We start from the raw sequence: 18,842 nt of genomic DNA on the forward strand, positions 1-18,842 counted from the left end.
ACGCATGCGCTATAACGTTTGTATCGTCGGTGGCACGGGCTTCATCGGTAGCCATCTGGTGGCGAGACTGGTGACGTTGGGACATGCCGTGCGTCTGCCCACACGGCGCGTGGAAGCGGCCAAGGCGCTTGCGGTGCTGCCTGGCGTCGAACTGGTCGAGTGCGACGTACACGACCCGCGCGCGCTGGAGCGTGTGATTGCCGGTAGCGACGCCGTCATCAATCTTGCAGGCATTCTGCATAGCGACCGGGGCACGCCTTACGGTCGCGCGTTCGCTCGGGTGCATGTGGAACTGCCGCGGAAGATCGCGCAGGCGTGCACGGATCGGGGCATTGCCCGCGTCCTCCATATGAGCGCGTTGGGCGCGGACCCGAACGGCCCGAGCATGTATCAGCGCTCGAAGGGCGACGGAGAGACGGCGATTCGCGAGACGGGCATTGCTGCCACGATCTTCCGTCCGTCGGTGGTGTTCGGCCCTGGCGACAACTTCCTGAATACGTTTGCGAAGCTGCAACGCCGCTTGCCCATCGTGCCGCTGGCGAGTGCGCAGGCCCGCTTTCAACCGGTGTATGTGGCGGATGTCGCGCAGGCGTTCGCTACCGCGCTCGAGAACGACACCACCGTTGGCAAGACCTATGCGCTTGGCGGCCCGGACGTGTACACGCTGGAAGCGCTGGTGCGCTTCGCTGGTGCGGCGTGCGGTTGTGAGCGTCCGATACTGGCGCTGCCGGATAGCACGGCGCGGCTTCAGGCCATGCTCTTCGAGAAGTTGCCGGGTGAGCCGATCATTACGCGCGACAATCTCGATTCGATGACCGTCGACAACGTCATGACCGGTCCGCTTGCGCCCGAACTCGGCCTGACACCGAACGGGCTGGAGATCGCCGTCGATTATCTCAACGGCGGTATCTGGGAAAAACGGATGGCGGATTACCGGCGCTTCGCCGGGCGCTGAGGTCCCCGGGCGCGCTGCCGGCGAACGTCGGTCCGCGGCTCGCCGCCTCACTACCTCAAGCATTTGCCATCGCAATGACAACACGCGGCGTGACCTCGCCGCGTGGGGAAGGAAAGTCCTCATGCAACTCATCATCGCCAACAAAAAATACTCCTCGTGGTCGATGCGCCCGTGGGTGCTGCTCAAGCATTTCGGCATCGCGTTCGAGGAGAAGAACGTGTGGCTCGCGCAGCCCGACTCGCGCGAACAGATCCTGCGGTATTCCCCCACGGGCAAAGTCCCTTGTCTGATCGACAACGGCATCACCGTGTGGGACTCGCTCGCCATCTCCGAGTATCTGGCAGACGCCTATCCGCATCTTCCGCTCTGGCCCAAGGCGCTCGGCGCGCGGGCGCATGCGCGCAGCGTCTGTGCCGAGATGCATAGCGGTTTCACGGCGCTGCGCACGCATATGTGGATGAACGTCGCGGCGCATTGGCCGGGCGCAAGCGCCACGCCGGAAGTGCTCGCCGATATTCGCCGTGTCGAATCGATCTGGGAGGATTGCCTCGCGCGCTATGAAGGGCCGTTCCTGTTCGGCGACTTTTCGATTGCCGACGCCTTCTACGCCCCCGTGGTGATGCGGTTCGCGACGTTCGAGCCGGAGTTGTCAGCGCATGCACAGGCCTACGCCGACGGGATTCGCGAAGTGCCGGCCGTGCAGGCGTGGGTCGCCGCCGGACGGGCGGAGACGCAAAGCGTCGCTTTCTACGACGCGCGCCCATGAAGATCTACGCTGTCGGTGGTGCGATTCGCGACGAGATGCTTGGCCTGCCCGTCAAGGATCGCGACTACGTCGTGGTCGGCGCGACGCCCGAGGAAATGGTGGCGAAGGGCTTCCGCCCGGTCGGTCGCGACTTCCCGGTATTCCTTCATCCCAAAACGCAGGCCGAGTACGCCCTCGCGCGTACCGAACGCAAGACGGCGCGCGGCTATCACGGCTTCTCGTTCTACTTCGCGCCCGAAGTCACCCTCGAAGAGGATCTGATCCGGCGCGACTTCACCATCAACGCGATGGCCCGCGAGGTGCTACCGGACGACAGTCTGTCCAGCGTGCTCGTCGATCCCTACGGCGGCAAGCGCGATCTGGAAGCGCGACTGTTCAGGCATGTGGGGGAAGCGTTCGCGGAGGATCCGGTGCGGATTCTGCGATGCGCACGCTTTGCCGCGCGGTTCACCGACTTCACCGTCGCCGACGAGACGCTTGCGCTCATGCGTGAGATGACCGGCAACGGCGAGGTGGATGCGTTGGTGGCGGAGCGTGTCTGGCAGGAAATCTCGCGCGGTCTGATGGAACATCGGCCGTCGCGGATGTTCGACGTGTTGCGTGCGTCCGGGGCGCTCGCGCGCATTCTTCCCGAGGTCGAGCAGTTGTGGGGCGTGCCGCAACGTGCCGACTTCCATCCGGAAGTGGATACCGGCGTGCATGTGATGATGGTGCTTGATTACGCGGCGACGCAGGGCTATTCGCTGCCGGTGCGGTTTGCCGCACTCACGCACGATCTGGGCAAGGGAACGACGCCGGAGGACGTGCTGCCGCGTCACATTGGACACGAAGGCCGTAGCGTCGGATTGCTCGGACCGCTATGCGCGCGCTTGCGGGTACCTGTGGACTGTCGTGAACTGGCGCAGGTGGTGGCGCGCGAGCACGGCAACATTCACGCGAGCGGGAAGTTCGGCGCGGGGGCGCTGGTGCGTCTGCTGGAGCGGTGCGATGCGTTGCGCAAGCCTGATCGGTTCGTCGAGATCCTGCAAGCCTGTGAGGCCGACGCACGAGGGCGGGGCGGCGACTTCGCCACCGCGCCGTATCCTCAGCGCGAGCGTCTGATGGCGGCGCTGGACGCTGCACGTAGCATCGATGCGGGGGCGGTCGCGCGTCAGTACGCCGACCATCCCGCGAAGATTCGCGAAGCGGTGCAGGCCGCGCGTATCGACGCCGTTGCCGCCGCCGGACTGCACGGCGAAGGTGAGTGAGTACGACTCAGATCACTCGAACGCCTTGTCGTTCGGATTGGCGTAAAGCTGCTTGAGCTGTTCGCTCATCGGGAAGTTGAAGCTGATGTTCTTCGGCGGCACCGGCGATTCGAACCACTTCTTGTACATCGTGTTGATCTCGCCGCTTTTCATGACGCCCGCCAGCGTATCGTCCACGAGCTTTTTGAACTCGGCGTCGCCGTGTTTCATCATGAAGCCGTAAGCCTCGAACGATTGCGGTGCGCCCGTCACGACCCAGTCATCGGGGTTGCGGCCCATCGTGCGGGCGCCGGCGAGCAGCACGTCGTCCATCATGAACGCCTGCACGCGTCCGCCTTGCAGCATCGTGAACGACTCGCCGTAATCCTTGCCGGAGATGACGTTCATGTTCATCTTCTTCTCGTTGTTCATCTTGTTGAGGATGCGCTCCGAGGTCGTGCCGGCATTGGTCACCACCGCTTTACCCGCGAGATCCGGGAAATCCTTCACACCGCTGGTCTTGCTCACGAGCAGGCGCGTGCCGGCAATGAAGAACGTGTTCGAGAAATTGACCTGTGCCTGACGCGCCTTGAGGTTCGTCGTCACGCCACATTCGATGTCGACCGTGCCGTTCTGCACGAGCGCGATACGGTTCTGTGAGGTGACGGGAATGAAGCGCACCTGAAGGTCGGGCTTCTTCAGACGGGTTTTCACCGCGTCGACGACCTTGTTGCAGAGGTCCTGCGAGTAACCGATGACGTTGTGATTGTTGTCGTAGTAGGAGAACGGGATCGACGACTCGCGATGGCCGATCGAGATCACGCCGCTGCTTTCGATCTTTTGCAGCGTTTCCGATGCGCCCTGAGCCAGCGCCGCGCCGGCGACCGCCATCATCGCTACGCCCAGCACCGCACGCAACTCGCGCACGCCACGCATTACCCCGGTCAATCGTGTTTCGGTCATGTCCTGCTCCTATGAAGGTCTTTCCGTGATCCATAACTGAATCATTTGTTTCATGTTAATTTTTTTGCAACAAATGATCAAATCGTAGTTAACCCTGAAAAATGGCAGGGGTGGTGCGACGGAAACGCACAAGCGCAGCCTAGGGCGAGGCTGTCAGTGGAAGCGGGGAGGCGGGGAAGAAAGCGAAACGCGTTGCAACAGGTGTTGCGACGGGAAAGATGGCGCCGAGCGGCTTACAACAAACGAATCAGCAGGTTGAAGACGAGCGAGAGCAGGACGGTCGACGCGAACGGGAAGACCATCTCCTTGCCGCGCCAGCGCAGACGCACGTCACCGGGCAGGCGGCCGATGCCGAGCTTGGTGAGCCACGGTGCGGCCGCCGAGAGAACGCAGATCGCGAAGAAGATGGTGAACATCCAGCGAAACATCGGCGTGGCCTCTCGGTGGCGTCTGGTGGAAGGAATGGATGTGGATCAGAGCGCGTGGCTGCGGTCGCCCGTGGCGAATCCGATCAGGCCTGCCCATTCATCGATGCCACGTCCGAAGGCGATGACCTTGAACAACTCGCCCATCTCGGCCTCGGACAACAGCTTTTGTGCCGCAGCGGCCGCCGGCAGGAAGGTCTTCGGATCGGTCGGGTCCAGCGCGCTCATCAGATCGACGATGCCCGCGTTCATCAGGAAGCGTGCCTGCGAGGTGAAACCCAGCAGGTCGAGACCGGCCTCGACGCCTGCGTCGGCCACCCCCGAAAACTCCACGTGTGCCGTGATGTCCTGCAAGCCGGGGTAATAGAACGGGTCGTCGTGCGCGTGATGTCGGTAGTGGCACATCAGTGTGCCGCCCGCCCGCTGCGGATGGTAGTACTCGCGGGCCGGGAATCCGTAGTCGATCAGCAGCAGCACGCCACGGGCGAGCAGCGGTGCCACACTGCGCACGAACGCGGCCGCCGCTTCGTGCGTCTCCGTCAGATATTCCTGCGTCGGCGGCAGATCGGCCAGCGCATCGAGGGCTTCGGGCAGGCGGCCGGTGTAAAGGCGCTCCTCCCATGCGAAGCCATCCGGCGTGAGCACGACACCGCGCTCGAACCACACGGGGTGAGCGTTCGCGTCAGGGCGACGGGCCCAGAGGCGCACCGGCATGGCGTCGAGCACTTCGTTGCCGAGCATCACGCCCTCGAAGGCGTCGGGTAGCTGGTCGAGCCACGTCACGCGATCGAGCAGATGCGGCGCGGCCTTTTCGATGGTGTCGCGCTGACGCGCGCGAAGCTCGCCGGACAGTTCCATGATCGAGTACTGCTCGCACGGCGTGCCTTGGGCATCGAGTGCGAGCAGGAGGTCGGCGGCGAGGCGACCGGAGCCGGCGCCGAATTCCAGCACGCGCGTGTCACCCGTCTGCTCGAAGATCTCGCCGAGCTGGCGTGCCAGCGTTCGGGCGAAGAACGGCGTGAGTTCCGGTGCGGTGACGAAGTCGCTGCCGTCGGCGGCGAGACGTCCGAATTTGGCAGCACCGGCGGCGTAGTAGCCAAGGCCGGGTGCGTACAGCGCGAGTTCCATGAAGCGGTCGAACGGCAGCCAATCGCCGTTCGCCGCAATGGCGTCGGCGAGATATGCCGTGAGGCGACGCGAGTGTTCGAGCGCGTCCGTCTCCGGAACGGGTAAACTATGGGGTTTCGGTGCGGCCTGATTCATGCGGGCATTGTAACGGAGACCGTGCAGACTGGCTGCTATGGTTGACATCGCAGCGTCTGCGGGCGAAATCGAGGGCTTTTGCGCCGATTTTTGCCGGTTTTCGATTGTTTTGGCGAGGTTTTCGCTAGTATGCGCAACGATCGCCCTCTATCCAGAGGGCCATGACGGCGCGAGCGATTGCCGGGTCCCGCCGCAAACCTTGCACTGTGCCGCCCGAAGTTAGCTCATCGTCCTGCCCGCAGACAGGCATTCGACAGGAAATCGCCGCATGACCGTTGCATCGACGCCACGCCCCGCCTCCGCCGCAAGCGACACCGCCCGCACGTCTGACGTGCCGCGCGTAGCGCTGGTGACCGGCGGTGCACGTCGCATCGGCCGTGCCATCGCGCTGAAGCTGGCTGGCCTGGGATGGGACGTCGCGGTTCATTACGAGCGCTCGCACGACGAAGCGCTCGAAACCGTCGCGGCCATCGAGGCCATGGGCCGCCGCGCGGTGGCGTTGCAAGCGTCGCTCGCCGACGAAGCCGCCACGGTCGGGCTGATCGCCCGCTGCCGTGAATCGCTGGGCGTGCCGCGCTGCCTGGTGAACAACGCCTCGCGCTTCGAATACGATAGTGCCGACGATTTCGGGTATCAGGCGCTGGAGCGTCACATGCGGGTGAACGCGGGCGCGCCGCTCGTGCTCGCGCGCGAAATGCACGCCGCATTGGGCGAGACCGGGCGCGGTGTCGTCGTCAACTTGCTGGATCAGAAGCTGGCGAATCCGAATCCGGACTATCTGTCGTACACACTGTCGAAGGCGGCGCTCGATGTGGCGACGACGCTGCTGGCGCAGGCCTTTGCGCCGCGTCTGCGTGTGGTCGGCGTGGCGCCCGGTGTCACGCTCCTGTCGGTCGATCAGACCCCGGCGGGGTTTGCTGCGGCACATGCCGCCACGCCGCTGGGGGCGTCGTCCACGCCGGAGGACATTGCCCAGGCCGTCGCCTATCTGGCTGAGGCGCCTGCCGTCACCGGCACGGTGTTGTATGTCGATGGCGGGCAACATCTCGCGAGTTCGTCGCGGGACGTGAAATTTCTGACCGAGCCGGCCGACGCCGACCGGTCTCGTTGATTGTCATTACGAGTCTTCAAAATGCATAGCGCTCTTTCCCACCCCCGCCTGATGGACTGCCGTCGCATGTTCCTGCGCGACTACGAAGTGTTCATCAACATTGGCGTGCACGATCATGAGAAGCGTGGCGAGCAGCGCGTGCTGATCAACGTTCAGTTGTTCGTGCCGCTGGCCGAAAGCACGCCCACGGAAGACAAGCTCGACGAAGTGGTCGATTACGACTTCATGCGCGAGACGATCGCCAAGCGAGTGGGGCAGGGCCATATTCACCTGCAGGAAACCCTTTGCGACGACGTCGCGCGTGCGCTGCTGGCGCATCCGCGCGTGCGTGCCGTGGGTGTGTCGACCGAGAAGCCCGACGTCTATCCCGATTGCCACTCGGTCGGCATCGAAGTGTTTCAAATGAAGGATGCCTGACATGAGTGCCGTCATGCCCGAGACCGGTGCGCCGCTTACCGCCACCGCCAACCCGGCGAACGCTGCCACCGGTGCTGCCACCGACAGCGTGAAGAAAGCGCAGAAGCTCGCGTTCGAGAACAACAAGCTCGAAAAGCGTCTGTTCCGTCTGACGGGGCAGGCCATCGGCGACTACAACATGATCGAGCAGGGCGATCGCGTGATGGTGTGCATGTCCGGCGGCAAGGACAGCTACGCCATGCTCGACATCCTGCTCAAGCTGCGTGAGCGCGCGCCGATCGATTTCTCGATCGTCGCCGTCAACCTCGACCAGAAGCAGCCGGGGTTCCCGGAGCATGTGCTGCCGGACTACTTCCGTTCCATCGGCGTGGATTTCCACATCGAGAATCAGGACACGTACTCCATCGTCAAGCGCGTGGTGCCCGAGGGCAAGACGACGTGTTCGCTGTGCTCGCGTCTGCGTCGCGGCATTCTCTATCGCGTGGCCGGCGAGCTGGGCGCGACCAAGATCGCGCTGGGCCACCATCGCGACGACATCATCGAGACGCTGTTCCTCAACATCTTCTATGGGGGCAAGCTCAAGGGCATGCCGCCGAAGCTGCAATCGGACGACGGCAAGAACGTGGTGATTCGCCCGCTCGCCTATGTGCGCGAACCGGATCTGGAGCGCTACGCCGAGTACAAGCAGTTCCCGATCATTCCGTGCACGCTGTGCGGCAGCCAGCCGAACCTCAAGCGTGCGGAGATGAAGTCGCTCATCCGCCTGTGGGAGAAGCAGCATCCCGGGCGTATCAAATCGATTTTCAGCGCGCTGTCGAACGTGGTGCCGTCGCACCTGATGGACACGAATCTGCACGACTTCAAGAATCTGCGTGCGACGGGGCAACCCGATCCGCTCGGTGATATCGCCTTCGACGAAGCGCCCTGCGGCGACGACGACGCGGGCATCATTCGCATCACGCAATTCGACGACTGATCGCACGCCGCTCTTCCTGACGCCCCGCCGTGCCGTGATCGGGCGGCGGGGTAAGATCCCGATACCCACGATATCCGTCTTCCAATTTCGAATCGTCACGACGCCATGAACATTGTCATTCTCGCCGCTGGCATGGGTAAGCGCATGCGCTCCAGGTTGCCCAAGGTGTTGCAGCCGCTGGCTGGCCGTCCGGTGCTCTCGCATGTTATCGCGACAGCGCGCAAGCTCGCGCCGGGAAAATTGATCGTGGTGGTCGGGCATGGCGTCGATGCCGTGCGCGAAGCCGTGGGGGATGAAGGCGTCTGCTTCGCCGAGCAGGCGCAGCAACTGGGTACGGGACATGCCGTGCAGCAGGCGGCGCCGCTGCTCGACGAGTCCGTGCCGACGCTCGTGCTGTATGGCGACGTGCCGCTCACGCGTGCCGAAACGTTGCAGGGACTGCTTGCAGCGGCGGGCAACGACAAGCTGGGCGTGCTGACCGTCGATCTGGACAACCCGACCGGCTATGGCCGTATCGTGCGCGACGCGGCTGGCAACGTGCAGCGCATCGTCGAACAGAAGGACGCCAACGAGGCGGAACTGGCGATTCACGAGATCAACACGGGCATTCTCGTGGCGCCGACGCGCGCCCTGAAAGGCTGGCTCGGCGGTCTGAAGAACCAGAATGCCCAAGGCGAGTATTACCTCACGGACGTGATCGCGTGCGCGGTGGCGGACGGTGTGCCGGTTGTGACCACGCAGCCGGCGTTTGCATGGGAGCCCAACGGCGTGAACGACAAGGCGCAACTGGCCGAACTGGAACGTGACTATCAGCGCAACGCGGCAAATACGTTGCTCGCGGCAGGCGTCACGCTGATCGATCCGGCACGTTTCGATCTTCGCGGCGAGATCGCATGCGGTACCGACGTCTCCATCGATGTGAACTGCGTCTTCGAAGGCAAGGTGACGATTGGTGACGGCGCGAGCATCGGCGCGAACTGCGTCATTCGCAACAGCACCATCGGCGCCGGAACGCACATTGAACCGTTCAGTCACCTGGACGGTGCGGTCGTCGGCGCGAATGCGCATATCGGGCCTTATGCCCGTCTGCGTCCGGGGGCGGATCTGGCGGACGACGTGCACATCGGCAACTTCGTCGAAGTGAAGAATGCGGTGATGGGGAACGGTTCGAAGGCGAACCATCTGGCGTACGTCGGCGACTCGACCGTGGGCGCGCGCGTGAACATCGGCGCGGGCACGATCACCTGCAATTACGACGGGGCGAACAAGCACCGCACGGTGATCGAAGACGATGTGTTCATCGGCTCCGATTCGCAACTGGTTGCGCCCGTGACGGTGCGCCGCGGCACGACCATCGCTGCAGGCACGACCGTGTGGAAGGACACGCCGGAAGATTCGCTGGTGCTCAACGGCAAGACGCAGGAAGCGAAGGCGGGGTATGTTCGCCCGCGCAAGCAGAAGCAGTAAAATCGGCGGTTATGTGCCGGCGAGCGCCGCGGATGCGCGCGCCGGCGATGGAAACGGATTTCATCCGATTGATCGAGCCAGACTATCTGGCACTGAGGAAAGCGAATATGTGCGGCATTGTCGGCGCGGTAGCGCGACGTAATGTAGTACCGGTGTTGGTCGAGGGATTGCGTCGCCTGGAGTATCGCGGCTACGACTCGTGTGGCGTGGCGGTGTTGAAGGACGGCGTGCCCCAGCGGGCGCGCAGCGTGTCGCGCGTGGCAGACCTCGACGAGCAACTGGCGCAAACGAAGCTCGGCGGCGAGACGGGCATCGCCCACACGCGTTGGGCCACGCACGGCGCACCGGTGACGGACAACGCGCACCCGATCTTCTCGCGTGACGAAGTGGCGCTGGTGCACAACGGCATCATCGAGAATCATGAGAGCCTGCGCGACGAGTTGCGTGGACTGGGCTACACGTTCGTGTCGCAAACCGACACCGAAGTCATCGCGCATCTGATTCATCACATTCTGTCGAATGGCGCCGCCGACGATCTGTATCAGGCGGTGCGTCTGGCCACGCGTCGTTTGCATGGCGCCTATGCCATCGCGGTGTTCCGCAAGCAGGAGCCCCACCGTATCGTGGGCGCGCGTGCCGGGTCGCCGCTCGTCGTGGGTGTCGGCGATGGCGAGAACTTCCTCGCGTCCGACGCACTGGCGCTTGCCGGCACGACCGACCAGTTCATCTATCTGGAAGAAGGCGATGTCGTCGAGCTCACGCTGCAAGGCGTGAAGATCATGGATCGCAACGACACCGTGGTCGAGCGCGAAGTGCGCACGGTGCAGGCGTACACGGGCGCGGTGGAGTTGGGGCCGTATCGCCACTACATGCAGAAGGAAATCTTCGAGCAGCCGCGCGCGATCGGCGACACGATGGAAGGCGTAGAAGGCATTTCGCCGACGCTTTTCGGCGAGAAGGCCGAAGCGATGCTCAGCAGTGTCGACTCGATCCTGATTCTGGCGTGTGGCACGAGCTACTACTCGGGCATGACGGCGAAGTACTGGCTGGAGTCGCTGGCCCAGATTCCGACGCAGGTCGAAGTGGCGAGCGAATACCGCTATCGCGACAGCGTGCCGAATCCGAAAACGCTGGTCGTCACGATTTCCCAGTCGGGCGAGACCGCCGATACCATGGCGGCGCTGCAACATGCGCAATCGCTGGGCATGACGAACACGCTGGCGATCTGCAACGTGGGTACGAGTGCGATGGTGCGTCAGACGGCGCTGCATTACCTCACGCGTGCCGGCACGGAAATTGGCGTGGCGTCGACGAAGGCGTTCACGACGCAGCTCACGGCGCTGTTCCTGTTGACGCTGACGATCGCGAAGCTGCGTGGCCGCTTGCCGGCAGCGCAGGAAGCGGAATACCTGACGCAGTTGCGTCACCTGCCGGCGGCGCTCAACAGCGTGCTGGCGCTTGAGCCGCAGATCATCGCCTGGGCGGAAGAATTTGCCCGTCGCGAGAATGCGCTGTTCCTGGGACGCGGTCTGCACTATCCGATCGCTCTGGAAGGTGCACTCAAGCTCAAGGAAATCTCGTACATCCACGCCGAGGCGTATCCCGCAGGCGAGTTGAAGCACGGCCCGCTGGCATTGGTGACGGATCAGATGCCGGTCGTCACGGTAGCGCCGCGCGACGCGCTGGTGGAAAAGCTGAAGTCGAACATGCAGGAAGTGCGCGCGCGCGGCGGTCAGTTGTATGTCTTCGCCGACGCCGACACGCAGATCGCGAATGCCGAAGGTCTCCACGTGATCCGCATGCCGGAGCACTACGGCCAGCTCTCGCCGATCCTGCACGTGGTGCCGCTGCAACTGCTGGCGTACCACACGGCCTGCGCTCGCGGGACCGACGTCGACAAGCCCCGTAACCTCGCCAAGTCGGTGACGGTGGAGTGAGGTAGCGCGGTGGGGGCAGTGCCCCCAACCAGACGCAATAAAAAGGCCGGCAACGCGGTAAGCGTGCCGGCCTTTTTGTTTTGTGTCGCGACGCGCAATGCCCGCGACGCCGGTGACCTCAATCAATCGGAATCAAGTTGCCGCCGACCACACCGCAAGTTCGTAGCCGTCCGGATCGATGAAATGAAAGCGCTGGCCACCGGGAAACGAAAACACCGCACGGCTGATCGTCGCACCTGCGTTTTCGATGCGGCGTTGCGTCTCGGCGAGATCGTCGGCATACAGAATCACCAGCGGGCCGCCCGGACGCACGGCTTCGCCAGTCGTGAACCCGCCGGTGAGTCGCCCATCGGTGAATTCCGTATAGGTTGGACCGTAGTCGGTGAACGTCCAGCCGAACACGCTGCCGTAAAACTTCTTGCTGCGTGCGATATCGCCGACATTGAATTCGATGTTGTCGATCTGACGATCGGTGCCTCGATGGCTCATGACGCCTCTCCTGTCGCGGGCTGCGTCTGCGGCAGCACATAGTCGAACGCGTAAGCGTGTTGTCCGTCGGTGATAGTGATGATCACGGTCCCGGTCAGGCCGCTGAGCGCATCGGTGCCGGAGTCGGGAACGACGGTGATCGATTGCGTAGGCACGCCGCGTGTCATCGTCGAGCTGTGTTGCAACACGAACGTTCCGGTGTGGCCTTGAAGCGTGCCGCGTACCGTCTCCATCGCGACGTAGCCCGCTGAGCCCGGGGTGCCGCTTCGAAACGCGAGCATCTCACCGTGCCCGGTCGCGCTCAGATCGCCGTGATACGTCTTGTCCAGTGATAGACGCGCAAGTCCCGTACCTTCCGCTACCGGACTGAGCGGCTGCGGGCCGAGCTGGACATCGAAAAGACCTTTGGCAGTGCGATTCACTTACACGCTCCTCGGTTGAGATGAGATACCACTCAATACTGTATTTTTGTACAGTATTGAGTGTACTCGAACCTGAGCAGGATGCAAGGTCGAAGTTGATGGCGCTTGAACGCCCCAACGTCAGAACTTCGTGCGGATCCCTGCGCGCAACGCTACCTGATTCTGGTTCGACGACGCCGTCAGACCGCCGATCGATGCGACGGCCGCGACAACCCCCGTGCCCGAACTCGACAACGTCACGCCGCTCGCATGCTGATACACGCCGACCAGATACAGATCGGTGCGTTTGGAGAGGAAGTAATCGATGCCCATCGCGCCCTGGTGATATTGCGCAGCAGGCTTGCCGTTCACACTGGTCCCGCGTGTGTAGTTGTAGGAGGCACCGAGCAGCAGCGCCGGGTTAAGCCGGTAGATGAGCGAAACTTCACCGTTGTTGAACGTCTGCGATTGCCCTGCGAACGGCGACGCATACGCCGCGCCGAGATTGATGAAGCGAATGTTCGAGTAGGTCGCGCCGAGCGTGGCGTCGCCCACCTCATAGCTGGCCCCCGCCGCGACCACCTGATACGTATTCGCCGAGCCGAAGCCGGCGTACACCGGTGACGCAATGTTGGAGGTCGTCGACGACACCGTGCCCGTCGTGCTGTTGCCGAAGAAGCTGACGTTCGGATTTCGCACGTTGAGATAGCCGACACCGACGTTCAGCGGTCCACGCGCATACGCGGCGCCAACGGAATAAATCTGGTTGCGCCCGCTGTTGCCCGCAATGCCTCCCAGGCTGTACAGGCCACCCATGCTGAACCCGGCGTAATCGGCACTCTGGAACTTCACGGCGTTGTTGATGCGATTGCTGCTGTTGAAGTTGTCGATATCGCCAGGATGCGCGTTGATGGACGCGCCAAACGTATTGGAGAACGCAAACCGGCCGACGTAGTCGATCACGGAATCGTACTGACGGCCCAGCAAGACAGCGCCATAACGCCCGGAAAGCCCCACGTTCGCCTGACGGCCGAACTCCAGACCGCCCTGTCCGAACTTTCCGGTATTCAGGTCGTACCCGTTCTCCAGCCGGAACGTCGCCTTCAGTCCCCCGCCGAGGTCCTCGACGCCGCGCATGCCCCATCGCGCGGCCTGCATGCCACCGCTTGCCATGCCGACAAGGCGGCTGCCGCCCGAGTTGGACACATACGTCAGACCATTATCGACAATGCCGTAGAGCGTCACCTGGCTTTGCGCATGGGCCACGCCCGACAAGACTGCCATCGCGGCAGCGATTCGAATGCCGTTGTTCATCGATTTTCTATTAGTTATCCTAAATTTAAATCACGCCTTTCGGCGGATGTCCCCTGTCAATCGAACGACGTTTCAGCCTCCTTGATGCCGCCGGCGACCGGTGTCGCCGTGCGATGCGAATTGCCCTATGAATTCAGGCGGCCCGGGCGACGAAGTGACCCGGCGCGACCTGCGCGAAATGCATCGGCTCCGGTCGGTAGTCGATGTCGAAAACCCGGCTCGGCATGTCGTCCGGAGGCGTCTCGATCGACGACGGTTTCACGCCCGGATCGGCATGCGGCACCGCGCTGAGTAGTCTGCGCGTATAAGCATGCTGCGGCGTTTCAAAGATTTGGCGGCGAGTCCCGATCTCGACAATGCGTCCCTGATACATGACAGCCACACGGTGACTGACGCGCTCCACGACCGCCAGATCGTGTGAGATGAAAAGGAACGCGATGCCAAGATCCCGTTGCAGGTCTTGCAGCAGATTGACGATCTGAGCCTGAATCGAGACGTCGAGCGCGGACACCGACTCGTCTGCCACGACGAGCTTCGGCGAGAGCGCCAGTGCCCGTGCGATGCAAATGCGCTGACGTTGCCCACCGGAGAACTGGTGCGGATAGCGCTGCGCGTGGCTGGCGGACAGGCCGACGCGCTCCAACAGTTCGCCCACGCGCGCACGTGCCTGTGCGCCGTCGCAGATGCGATGCACGCGCAGCGGCTCAAGCAACGTGTCTTCGATGCTCCTTCGTGGGTCCAGCGACGCATATGGATCCTGAAACACGACCTGAATGTCGCGTCGCAGTTGTTTCTTCTCAGCGCCTTTCAGGCCAGTCAGCGCGCGTCCCTGAAACTCGATGGTTCCGCCTTGCGTATCGATCAACCCGGCAACCGCACGGGCCGTCGTCGATTTGCCGCAGCCGGACTCACCGACCAGTGCAAGGGTCTCCCCGGCATGCAAGGCGAAGTCGATGCCTTCGACCGCGTGGACACGCTTTTTCACGCCGCCGAAGATGCCGCCACGAAGGTCATAGCGAATGACCAGATCCTTCACGCTCAGCAGAGGCGCTGCCGACGCCTGGCGCGTTGCCTCGGCGTGTGCGGGCACCGGGGACGGCGCAGGTTTCGCCTCGCTGCCGACCAGTGCGAACTTGGCGGGCGCATCCGTACCGTTCATCGAGCCCAGCCGGGGCACCGCTGCAAGCAGCGCGCGCGTGTATTCGTGCTGTGGCGCGCGGAAAATGTCCGTCACGCTACCGTGCTCCACCGTCTCGCCGTGGCGCATCACCATGACCTCGTCGGCGACCTGCGCCACGACCCCCATGTCATGCGTGATGATGACGACCCCCATGTCCATGTCGTCCTGCAACTGGCGGATCAGTTGCAGGATTTGCGCTTGCACCGTGACGTCGAGCGCGGTCGTCGGCTCGTCCGCGATCAGCAGTGCGGGCTCGCAGGCGAGGGCCATGGCGATCATCACGCGTTGCCGCATGCCGCCCGAGAGTTGATGCGGATAGCGCCCGAGCACCTGGCGCGCGTCCGGAATGCGCACGAGATCGAGCATGCGCAACGCTTGCGCCTGCGTGGCGCGTCGGCTGCCGGGCTGATGCAGCCGGATCGCCTCGATCAGTTGTGCACCGATCTTGAAGACCGGGTTGAGCGACGTCATCGGCTCCTGAAAGATCATGCCGATAGCGGAGCCCCGCAGACGTCGCATCCTGTCTTCAGGCGTTTGCACGAGGTCGATCCGCTCGCCCGTCGGGGTGTGCAGCGTCATGCTGCCCGACACGATGCGTCCGCCGCCGAGTTCGACGAGCCGCATCATCGAGAGCGATGTCACCGACTTGCCCGACCCGGATTCCCCGACGATGGCGAGGGTCTGTCCGCGTCGCACGTCGAAAGAGACGTCGCGCACGACGGGCGGCGCGGCGGGGTTGTTGCCGAAGGCGACGCTCAGGTTGCGCACCTGTGCTACGAGGTTATCGCTCATGACTTGTCCCGTACGTCTTTCATCAGCCGACGATCGCGGCAACGGCGCTATCGAGGGCGCGCTCCGCATCCAGCAAGCGAGTGCGTGCATTCACTACCCACTGGCGATCGCCGTCGGCATCTGCCACGGCGCGCGCCAGCATGCGCTCGACCTCGGATGGGGCGACGCTGCCCACGGTGACACGCGTTTCCACGAAGCGACGTGCATCGAGCGCGTCGCGCACCATCGCATCCGAGAAATCGAGTCGTACGCCTGCCGTTTCGAACGAAGCGTCGTCGAGCAATGCGCCCGTGACCTGATCCGGCCGGATGTCTGCACGCAGGCAGTTGCGGACCAGTCGGGCGACGATGTGATGCACTTGCCGGAACGACAGGCCGCTCTCGCGCACGATGACGTCGGCGAGGTTGCTCGCCGTCGCCCAACTTCCGGAGAGCCGCGATGCCATACGGTCTTCGTGCACGATCAGCGTGTCCATCACCCCGGTGAAGAGATCCAGCATGCCTTCCGTCGTCTCGAGCGCCGAGTGAATCAGCGGTAGATCGCGCATTGCCTGATCGCCGGTGCCTTCCGCGCGGAACGTGGCGAGTGCGGTCGACAGCCACGTGACGGCGCCGCCCGCGGCCTTCTTGATCGTCTCAAGCGCCGTCGGGTTCTTTTTCTGCGGGAAGATGCTGCTCGTGCCGCTGTAACTGTCGTCGCTCTCGACGAGACCGAATTCGATGCTCGACCACACATGCAGATCGGTGGCGAGATCGTTCAGGTCGGCCATCACGAACGAGAGCGCGCCGATGGTTTCCGCCGCGTACCAGGCCTCGCGTCCGAGCTTGGAGTTTTCAAGCACAGTATCGAAGCCGAGCAATTCGGTCGTGCGGGCGCGGTTGAGCGGCCACGAGGTGCCGGCCAGCCCCACGGCGCCGAGCGGGTTGCGGTTCACACGGGCATAGGCTTCGGTGAGTCGCGCAAAACTGTCGTGCAAACGCGCGCTGAAGCTCAGCAGATAGTGACCGAACACCCACGGCTGCGCGTGCTGCATGTGGGTGTATCCGGGCATGATCGTGCGTGAATGACGTGCTGCCTGACGGGCGAGTGCCGCTTGCAGTTCGTTCATGCGATCCATCACGTCGAGCATGCGGTTACGGTCATAGAGACGGCGCACCGTGGCTCCCTGATCGATACGGCTGCGGCCCGTGTGCATCTGGCCCGCGAAATCTTCGCCGATGGCATCGAAGAGAAACGACTCGACCTGAAGCAGGAAGCTGCCTTTCGTCACATCCGTGGAGAAGTCTTCCGGACGGAGTGTCTTGAGTCGCTGCAATTGCGTCAGGATCGAACGACCGACGTCGCGGCCGATGATGCCCGTCTCGACGATCATGGCGGTGTGCGCCCGGTCGACGGCGACGAACTCGTGGAACTGACGACGCTCATGTTCCAGCGCGGGAATGTCGTGGTACTTGACCAGGCGTTGGGAGGCGGGGGCGCTCAGACGCGCCTCGGTCAGCAGCATTTCGTTTTGCATGGTTTGTGCAGTCATGGTAATTACCGGTTCAACTCGGTCCTGTTGAAGTTGACGATGCCGTCGTCGAATACCACCAGGCCCTTCAGGTTCTTGCGTAAGCCGAACACCTGCTCCTGATCGAAGAGCGGAATGCTCGCGGGGTCTTCGTCCCAGACAATGCGCTGGATGTCGCCGTAGTAGCGCATGCGCTTGTCCTGATTCATTTCCGAGGCGGCGAGATCGAGCAGACGATCGACCTGCGCATTGCTGTACCCGGTGAGATTCGACGGATCCCCGGTCTTCAGCTTGCGACGCAACCGGATGTCGGCGCTGGTGATACCGGTGCCGAGCAACCACAGGTTGGCGTCGTCGGTGCCATGGCCGGTGCCCGTGCCCGGTTGTGCGCGATACAGCGTCTTCTGGTACGACGCCCACTCCCAGACCTTGAATTCCGTCTTGAGGCCCACGGCGTTGAGATAGCTCTGCACCACTTCCGAGACCTCGCGATCCTTGGTGTAACGCCCCGCCGTGGTCCATATCACCACCACGCCGGGATAGCCGTTCGGGTACACCTCGCGGATCAGTTGCTTCGCGGTCTGCGGGTCGTAGGCGAACGGCTTGAAGGTGCGGCGGCCCTGTACCCCCGGTGCGAACGGGCTCGTCGGCACCTTTCCATACCCGAGCAGCAGTTTGTCGACGATGGCTTGACGATCGATGGCGAGATTGACCGCGCGACGCATGCGAACGTCATTGAACGGCGGCTTCGTCACGTTCATCTCGAAGAACACCTGAAACGACCCCGGCGTGCGCAGCAACTCGACCTTCGGGTTGTCCTTGACGGCAGCGGCGGACTCGGGCGACAGATTGCCTGCGACATCAGCGTTCCCGGTTTGCAGTTCGACCACGCGTGCGGAGTCCTCCGGCACGGGGCGGAAAATCAGCTTGTCCGGGATTGGCGAGGCGCCGAAGTACGCCGGGTTGCGCTCGATAACTGCGCGGTCGTTGGGCATCCAGCGCGTGAACTTGTACGGGCCGGTGCCGACCGGATGATGACCGTAGCCGCGCCCGTACTTCTTGATGGCTGTCGGGCTGCTGATCGCTGACCAGCCATCGGCGAGAATTTCGAGCAGCGTGGGCGACGGATGCTTCGTGCTGATCTGGACCACGAGTTCCGAGATTGCCTGCACCGACTGAATGTCGCTGTAGTACGAGCGGTTCGGCGACCCCAGCTTCGGATCGCGTATGCGATCGAGATTGAACTTGATGGCATCGGCATTGAGCGGCGTGCCATCCTGAAATTTCACGTTGGGCCGCAGCGCGAAGGTCCAGACCTTGCCGTCGGGCGACGTCGTCCAGGATTCGGCGAGATCCGGCACGATCTTGCTCATGCCGGGGCCATCCCACTTCACCAGTTGATTGAAGAGGTGGGCGATCACGATCTTGGACGGCGTACTGCGCGTCACGGCCGGATCGAGGGTGTCGAGATCCGAGCCTTGCACGTAGGTCACGCTGGTCGTCGCCTTGTCCGCCGCGTGTCCCCATACGGGACAGAGGCTACAAAATGCTGCGAATGCTGTGCCGAGCGCTGCGGCGGCAAGCCGCGCGGCCGGGCGTGTTTCGTTACGATACCGATTCATCGGTGGCATCACTCCAATGCTTAGTTCG

17 protein-coding genes are annotated in these 18,842 nt (G+C 63.3%); 8 read left to right on the top strand and 9 right to left on the bottom strand.

Going from position 1 to position 18,842, the window contains the following annotated elements; translation table 11 throughout:
- Positions 1-4 precede the first annotated feature (4 nt).
- From A9762_RS10935 to A9762_RS10945, 3 genes are all read left to right on the top strand, one after another.
- Positions 5-955, top strand: coding sequence for a complex I NDUFA9 subunit family protein (locus A9762_RS10935; RefSeq protein WP_069342070.1), 951 nt, complete (start codon positions 5-7; stop codon positions 953-955).
- Positions 956-1,076: 121 nt separating this feature from the next.
- Positions 1,077-1,721 carry a glutathione S-transferase family protein gene (locus A9762_RS10940; RefSeq protein WP_069342071.1) on the top strand — a complete coding sequence of 215 codons (645 nt, stop codon included), beginning with the start codon at positions 1,077-1,079 and terminating at the stop codon, positions 1,719-1,721.
- Complete coding sequence (locus A9762_RS10945) at positions 1,718-2,968, top strand: multifunctional CCA addition/repair protein (RefSeq protein ID WP_069342072.1); 1,251 nt, start codon at positions 1,718-1,720, stop codon at positions 2,966-2,968. The genes A9762_RS10940 and A9762_RS10945 overlap by 4 nt, the downstream gene beginning before the upstream one ends.
- A 12-nt stretch (positions 2,969-2,980) precedes the next feature.
- On the opposite strand, the gene A9762_RS10950 is transcribed toward A9762_RS10945, so the two are convergent.
- The 3 genes from A9762_RS10950 to A9762_RS10960 form a co-directional block, all read right to left on the bottom strand.
- Positions 2,981-3,841 (bottom strand): glutamate/aspartate ABC transporter substrate-binding protein, encoded by an 861-nt coding sequence (locus tag A9762_RS10950; RefSeq protein ID WP_240493512.1) that lies wholly within the window; start codon positions 3,839-3,841, stop codon positions 2,981-2,983.
- Positions 3,842-4,143: 302 nt separating this feature from the next.
- Positions 4,144-4,338, bottom strand: coding sequence for a DUF2905 domain-containing protein (locus A9762_RS10955; protein ID WP_044453465.1), 195 nt, complete (start codon positions 4,336-4,338; stop codon positions 4,144-4,146).
- Between the two features lie 45 nt (positions 4,339-4,383).
- On the bottom strand, positions 4,384-5,598 hold the full coding sequence (locus A9762_RS10960; protein ID WP_069342074.1) for a class I SAM-dependent methyltransferase: 1,215 nt from the start codon (positions 5,596-5,598) through the stop codon (positions 4,384-4,386).
- A 268-nt stretch (positions 5,599-5,866) separates the two neighbouring features.
- Here A9762_RS10960 and A9762_RS10965 point away from each other — a divergent pair, with 268 nt between their 5' ends.
- The 5 genes from A9762_RS10965 to glmS all read left to right on the top strand — a co-directional run bounded on the left by A9762_RS10965 (position 5,867) and on the right by glmS (position 11,506).
- Complete coding sequence (locus A9762_RS10965) at positions 5,867-6,709, top strand: SDR family oxidoreductase (RefSeq protein WP_069342075.1); 843 nt, start codon at positions 5,867-5,869, stop codon at positions 6,707-6,709.
- A gap of 21 nt (positions 6,710-6,730) precedes the next feature.
- Positions 6,731-7,126 carry a dihydroneopterin aldolase gene (locus tag A9762_RS10970; RefSeq protein ID WP_039394985.1) on the top strand — a complete coding sequence of 132 codons (396 nt, stop codon included), beginning with the start codon at positions 6,731-6,733 and terminating at the stop codon, positions 7,124-7,126.
- Between the two features lie 13 nt (positions 7,127-7,139).
- Positions 7,140-8,102, top strand: a complete 963-nt coding sequence (gene ttcA, locus A9762_RS10975) for a tRNA 2-thiocytidine(32) synthetase TtcA (RefSeq protein ID WP_139133175.1) — start codon at positions 7,140-7,142, stop codon at positions 8,100-8,102.
- Positions 8,103-8,207: 105 nt separating this feature from the next.
- The gene (gene glmU / locus A9762_RS10980; protein ID WP_069342077.1) at positions 8,208-9,569 is read left to right on the top strand and encodes a bifunctional UDP-N-acetylglucosamine diphosphorylase/glucosamine-1-phosphate N-acetyltransferase GlmU; all 1,362 of its coding nucleotides are present in this window, start codon (positions 8,208-8,210) and stop codon (positions 9,567-9,569) included.
- A gap of 107 nt (positions 9,570-9,676) precedes the next feature.
- Positions 9,677-11,506 (top strand): glutamine--fructose-6-phosphate transaminase (isomerizing), encoded by a 1,830-nt coding sequence (glmS, locus tag A9762_RS10985; RefSeq protein ID WP_069342124.1) that lies wholly within the window; start codon positions 9,677-9,679, stop codon positions 11,504-11,506.
- A gap of 132 nt (positions 11,507-11,638) precedes the next feature.
- Here glmS and A9762_RS10990 read toward each other — a convergent pair whose 3' ends face one another.
- The 6 genes from A9762_RS10990 to A9762_RS11015 form a co-directional block, all read right to left on the bottom strand.
- Entirely contained in the window at positions 11,639-11,995 is a 357-nt protein-coding gene (locus A9762_RS10990; RefSeq protein WP_069342078.1) for a VOC family protein, read from the bottom strand.
- The gene (locus tag A9762_RS10995) at positions 11,992-12,417 is read right to left on the bottom strand and encodes a DUF3224 domain-containing protein (RefSeq protein WP_069342079.1); all 426 of its coding nucleotides are present in this window, start codon (positions 12,415-12,417) and stop codon (positions 11,992-11,994) included. The genes A9762_RS10990 and A9762_RS10995 overlap by 4 nt, the downstream gene beginning before the upstream one ends.
- 120 nt (positions 12,418-12,537) lie before the next feature.
- Positions 12,538-13,710, bottom strand: coding sequence for a porin (locus tag A9762_RS11000; RefSeq protein WP_069342080.1), 1,173 nt, complete (start codon positions 13,708-13,710; stop codon positions 12,538-12,540).
- A gap of 133 nt (positions 13,711-13,843) precedes the next feature.
- The gene (locus tag A9762_RS11005) at positions 13,844-15,682 is read right to left on the bottom strand and encodes a dipeptide ABC transporter ATP-binding protein (RefSeq protein WP_069342081.1); all 1,839 of its coding nucleotides are present in this window, start codon (positions 15,680-15,682) and stop codon (positions 13,844-13,846) included.
- Between the two features lie 22 nt (positions 15,683-15,704).
- Entirely contained in the window at positions 15,705-17,213 is a 1,509-nt protein-coding gene (argH, locus tag A9762_RS11010; protein ID WP_083253830.1) for an argininosuccinate lyase, read from the bottom strand.
- A 5-nt stretch (positions 17,214-17,218) separates the two neighbouring features.
- On the bottom strand, positions 17,219-18,814 hold the full coding sequence (locus A9762_RS11015; protein WP_069342082.1) for an ABC transporter substrate-binding protein: 1,596 nt from the start codon (positions 18,812-18,814) through the stop codon (positions 17,219-17,221).
- Positions 18,815-18,842: the final 28 nt, after the last annotated feature.

The organism is Pandoraea sp. ISTKB, assembly GCF_001721285.1.
Classification (GTDB): domain Bacteria; phylum Pseudomonadota; class Gammaproteobacteria; order Burkholderiales; family Burkholderiaceae; genus Pandoraea; species Pandoraea capi.